Origin of the sequence: Streptomyces odonnellii (assembly GCF_000981895.1) — a bacterium.
Lineage (GTDB): Bacteria > Actinomycetota > Actinomycetes > Streptomycetales > Streptomycetaceae > Streptomyces > Streptomyces odonnellii.
This window is the reverse complement of the sequence record NZ_LATD01000400.1, coordinates 1-4,471: the sequence shown is the minus strand read 5'-3', so window position 1 is coordinate 4,471 and position 4,471 is coordinate 1. Positions and strand designations below refer to the sequence as shown.

General features: G+C 72.2%; 5 protein-coding genes. All 5 read right to left on the bottom strand.

Features of this window, described 5'->3' with window-relative positions:
- Positions 1–1,699 (bottom strand): relaxase/mobilization nuclease domain-containing protein (locus WH07_RS31080; RefSeq protein ID WP_046507459.1); only part of this gene is annotated, 1,699 nt, incomplete at its 3' end.
- A complete protein-coding gene (locus tag WH07_RS31075; protein WP_046507457.1) occupies positions 1,689–2,558 on the bottom strand; it encodes a MobC family plasmid mobilization relaxosome protein in 870 nt (289 codons plus the stop codon). The genes WH07_RS31080 and WH07_RS31075, both read right to left, overlap by 11 nt.
- A gap of 186 nt (positions 2,559–2,744) precedes the next feature.
- Positions 2,745–3,044, bottom strand: coding sequence for a hypothetical protein (locus WH07_RS38290; protein WP_198533928.1), 300 nt, complete (start codon positions 3,042–3,044; stop codon positions 2,745–2,747).
- A complete protein-coding gene (locus WH07_RS42270; RefSeq protein ID WP_408645970.1) occupies positions 2,998–3,531 on the bottom strand; it encodes a DUF2637 domain-containing protein in 534 nt (177 codons plus the stop codon). The genes WH07_RS38290 and WH07_RS42270 overlap by 47 nt, the downstream gene beginning before the upstream one ends.
- A 489-nt stretch (positions 3,532–4,020) precedes the next feature.
- Positions 4,021–4,471: DUF3631 domain-containing protein (locus WH07_RS31060; RefSeq protein ID WP_046507447.1), on the bottom strand; the 451-nt coding region annotated here is incomplete at its 5' end.

Sequence of the window (4,471 nt, the reverse complement as noted above, 5' to 3'; positions counted from 1 at the left end):
GTGTGAGTGTGTGTTGGAGGGTGGTGCGGGCTTGGGCCGAGTGGGTGCGCTGGTGGATTCGGTTGGCGGTGCTGCTTCGTAGTCTCCAGATGAGGACTTCGGCGGGGTGGTCTGCGGTGTCGAGTTCGCGTTGTCCGGCCAGGTCGGCGAGGGCTTTGCGGGGCGGGGTACCGGCGGATTCGGCTTGGGCGAGGGTGGTGGCGAGGGCGGGCCAGGCGGGGTCGGCCAGGATCCGCTGGGCGTGCTCGGGCACGGCGGCTTGGACGGTGGCGGCGAGGCGGCGGGTCTGGTCGGGTGAGGGGGTGCGCTCGGCGAGGCGGGCCAGCGTGGGGCGGGCCGTGTGCTGGTAGGCGGCCTGGAGGCGGATGAACGTCTGCTGGGCGGCGGCGGCCTGCTGCTGGTGGCCGCGCTGTGTGTGCCAGTGAGCGAGGGCGACGAGTACGTATATGGCCGTGGCGAGCAGTGCTGTCACGACGTCGATGTCCTTGCCGGGCAGGCCCCGGATCAGTTCCTTTCCGGCTTGCCGTAGCGCGTAGGCGCCTTGGTGCTCGGCGCGGACCGCCGATCGGTTCGCGCGGTTGAACGCGGCTGCCGCGGCGCGTAGTTCGGCCCGGATCTGCTTGGGGGCGGTGGCGGCGGTGTTGTGGAGTAGCTCGGCGAACGCCGCTGCCTGGGCCTGCACGCGCGCGTCCGGCTCCGTCCCCGCCGATGCGTTCGCGTTGGCGTCGAAAAGGAAGGTGTAGGTGGTGCGCAGTTCGGCCTCGGCCCGCCTCCAGGCGCCGGTTCCGCCGCGGCTGTTGGCCTGCTCCGCCCCTGGAGCCTGCGTCGTGGGCTGGCTGGCGGGGGGTGTGAAGCGTTCGCGGAGTCTGCCCAGGGAGAGGTCGGGGGCGAGGGCGGAGCCGCTGTAGAAGACGGGTTCGCCTTTGGCGTCGGTGTCGTCGGGTGCGGCGAGGCTGTAGCCGGTCCTTTCGCCGGTCTCGGGGCCGGTCCGGTGCCGGATCTGGATGCCGAGCGTGGTCAGGACGGCGAAGTACTCGTCCTCGTCGGTGGCGGCGGCTGCTGTCGTGTAGGCGTGCTCGCGGAGCCACTGCCGTGCGGTCTGGCGGCGTCCCTGGCGTTCGGCCTTGGCGACCTCGGCTCCGGTCGGGGTCTTGGGTACTGTGCCGTCTCCCGGCTTCAGGCGTCGCAGTCCGAGTTCGGTCTCGATCTTGCGGCATTCGGTCTGGGCGCGTTGCCCGTCGCGTTTGTTGCGGGGGCGGCGGCCGTCCTCGCGGACGCTGGTGGCCATGATGTGGATGTGGTCTTCGGCGTGCCGCACGGCGATCCACCGGCATCCGGCGTCGTCGCCGTGCTCGGCGATGCCGGTGGCGTGGACGATGCGCCGGGCGACCTCGGCCCACTCGGCGTCGGTGAGGTAGCGGTCGCCGGGTGCTGTCCGGACGGGGCAGTGCCACACGTGCTGCGGGACCTTCCGTCCGGTGCGCTGTTCGCGCAGCCGGACCGGCTGGTCGAGGTACTCGGCCAGCTCGGTCAGCGCGGCTTGGTGCTCGTCCAGAGGGACGCGGCCGGGGTCGGTGATGCCAGGCACGGCGAAGGCGGCGACGATGTGCGGGTCCGTGTGCTCGTCGCGGCGCCCCGGGCCGAAGAGGTAGGAGAGCAGGCCGCGAGAGCGGCTCCCGGTGGAGACGTCAGGCACCACGGCGACCACCTCCTGCCAGTACCTGCTCAAGCACGCGCCGGGACAGCAATGCGACCTGGTGCAGCTCGTCGAGGACCTCCATCGCGCGGTCGGGCAGCTCTCCGGTGTGGATGGCGCGGGTGATCTGGTTGAGGTTGTTGCCGACGCGGTGGAACTCCCGTATCAGCTTGCCGAACAGGATCAGCAGGTCCTGGGTGGCCTGCGGCGACGGCAGCGCCGGCACCGTGGCGGGTCGCTGGTCAGGGAGGTAGGCGTGGGCGAACGTGAGGGCGGCGTCCATCAGGTAGGCGGAACGGGAGCGTTTGGCCTCGCGGGCAGCGTGGTTGATGAAGTCCCGCTCCGCCGGTTCGGCCGAGCACGTCAGTTGCACGTCGCGCTTGGTCCCGGAACGTGGCCGGTACAGCACGTCGCTCAGCCGCCGCCGACGCGCGGAGCCGGGTGCGGTGTCGTCAACGGCGGGCGAGGGGAGGTCGTTGGCGGCGACGCCGTGGTGCACGAACGCGTCGGGCGTGACGGTCGGCGCGAAGCGCTCGACATCGGGGGCGGCGGGCTCGCTCGGTCCGGTCGGCTGGTCCTGGTCCTGGTGGAGGCCGCGCTCGGCCTCCGCCCCCGCCCGGTCCGTGCCCCGCTGGGCACGGCCGGGGTCCGCCCCCACCGGGGCGGGCACGAGCGCGAAGGCCGCATCGCCACCGGCGATGTGGACTTCGCCCCAGCTCGCTCCGCCGTTGTCGTTTCCGGGGTCAACGCCCCTGCTGCTCAGGGAGGTTACGGGAGCGGCGAGGGTCTGCTCTCCGTTCTGGTGCTGTGGGTTGAGGGGGCCGGTGTCGGGGTCGTGCTTGTTGCGGAAGGGGTTGCGCACGAGGTGGCTCCGTTCGCAGGTCGGCGGTGGTGGCGATGGTTGTCGGGACCGGCGGCTTGGCCGGGCTGCGCTTCTGGGATAGGGGACCGGTGGGGGCGCGACTGCCAGGCGCTGGCAGCCGCGCCGGCTTACTGGTCCGCGTGGGCCGTGGCTGTCCGGATGGGTGCAGGTCCGGTCGGCGAGGGGTTACTGGTCTTCCGGCCGGTCGGGGTGTTGGCGGGCCCGGGCGGTGCTCCGGACGAGGGTGATGGCCTCGGTCAGGCGGAGGGTTCCGGCGCCGAGTCCGGATTCGGTGAGGGCCTTGCGGGCACTGTCACGGGTGATCGCGTCCGGGTTCGGGTGCGCGGCGGCGATGACCTCGGCCAGTCGTTCCAGCGCTGCCATCGGAGGGCGCCCGCCCTGCTTCTGGGAGCGCCGTACGGGACCTCCGTGCTGGTCCTCACCTGCGTCTTCGGGTTCGTCCTGGGGCGATTGGGCCGTGGTCACGGTTCCTGTGGAGCTGTTCCGATCGACGCTGCCAGAGTTCCGGCTGCCCGTCGCGTCCGCGTCGGCGGTTCGCGCGGGTCCGGCCTGCTGGGGCTCCGGCAGGTCGTGCGGCTCCACGCGCTTCGGCACCTCGTGTGCGGGTGGCGGCGGAGTTCCGTCGCCTTGATGGCGCCGGTACGGAACTGGTGCGGTGGTTCCGTCCGCTGGGATTCGGGCGGGGTCTGTGCCGCCGTAGCGGGTGATCAGGATGTGGAGGTGGGTGGCGCCGGCCAGCGGCGCCGGGCTGGTTGAGGTCGAGGGCATGCAGACCGTTGGCCCAGATGCTGGCGGCGGTGGCGGTGATGAACAGGGCCCAGGCGTACAGGCGTGCTGGCAGCGGGGCTTCGCGCAGGACCAGCAGGGCGCGGACGCCGTAGGCGATGAAGCCGTCGATCACGACGGGGAACAGGTAGGTAAGTTGCGGGCGGACGTGGACGGCGGTGGCCATCTGCCGCAGCGCGTCGAAGGACAGGGCGCAACCGGCGAAGCCGAGCAGGATGATCGCGAGCTGGTCCCACCAGGTGGCTCGGTGACGGCTGGTCGGCCTTGCTGAGCCGGCCGTGGGTATGGCGGTGTCGGGCATGGTGAAGGCGTCCTTGCGGGTGAGGTCTGCGGGGGTGGGCTGGGTGTGCCGTCTTTGCCGTCTTGCCGTTGCAACCGCAGGTCAGCGGCGGTACGGCAGGCAGCGCGGCTGCCGTCCGGGACGGCGCGGAGACGCGCCCCGAGGGGAGCCGGGGCCCGGTTCGCGTGTGTCTGCCTGGGCGTCGGGACGGATGGTCATCCGTCTTGGGACGGATAGCCGTCCCGCTTCCAGGGCCGCTGACCTGCGGTTTAGTGGCTGGGACGGCAGGGACGGCAGAAGACGGATGTGCGGCGGCTCGCGCTGGTCCCCGCCGGTAGCGCGGCGGTCGCGCGGATGGCAGGGACCAACGGCCGGTCAGCCCGCGTCGGCCTGTGGGGTGCCGAGGGGGTGGACGGTGGGGCAGTAGCGCTTCCAGGCGTCGGTGAACTTGCCGCGCGTGTAGCCCTTGCGCTGGATGTCGCCTATGCGCACGTTGCCTGAGCTGATGCCGTACTCGCGCAGCATCGCGCCGAGGCCGCGCGGGGTGAGGCCGCCGCGCCCGTGCTCGGCCCAGGGGGCTTCGGGGTCTCCGTTCAGCGCGTACAGGAGCTCGTCGGTGCTCAGGTGTTCCTGCTCGCCCTTGGCGTGGAAGATCCGCCGGATGTCGGCGAGGATACGGGCGTTGCTGGGGTTGTCCTGCTCCGCCTCGGCTTCGGCTGTAACCATGCGGGCGCACGCGCGGCGGGCGCGGTCGGGCCAGGGGCCGCCCGCGAGGTCGGCGACGATCACGAGGGGTTCCCAGGTGTCGGCGGCGCGGTCCTCTACC

Excerpts from the sequence above, each read along its gene's own strand:
- WH07_RS42270 (WP_408645970.1), bottom strand. The coding sequence starts at position 3,531 with ATGGCCACCGCCGTCCACGTCCGCCCGCAACTTACCTACCTGTTCCCC.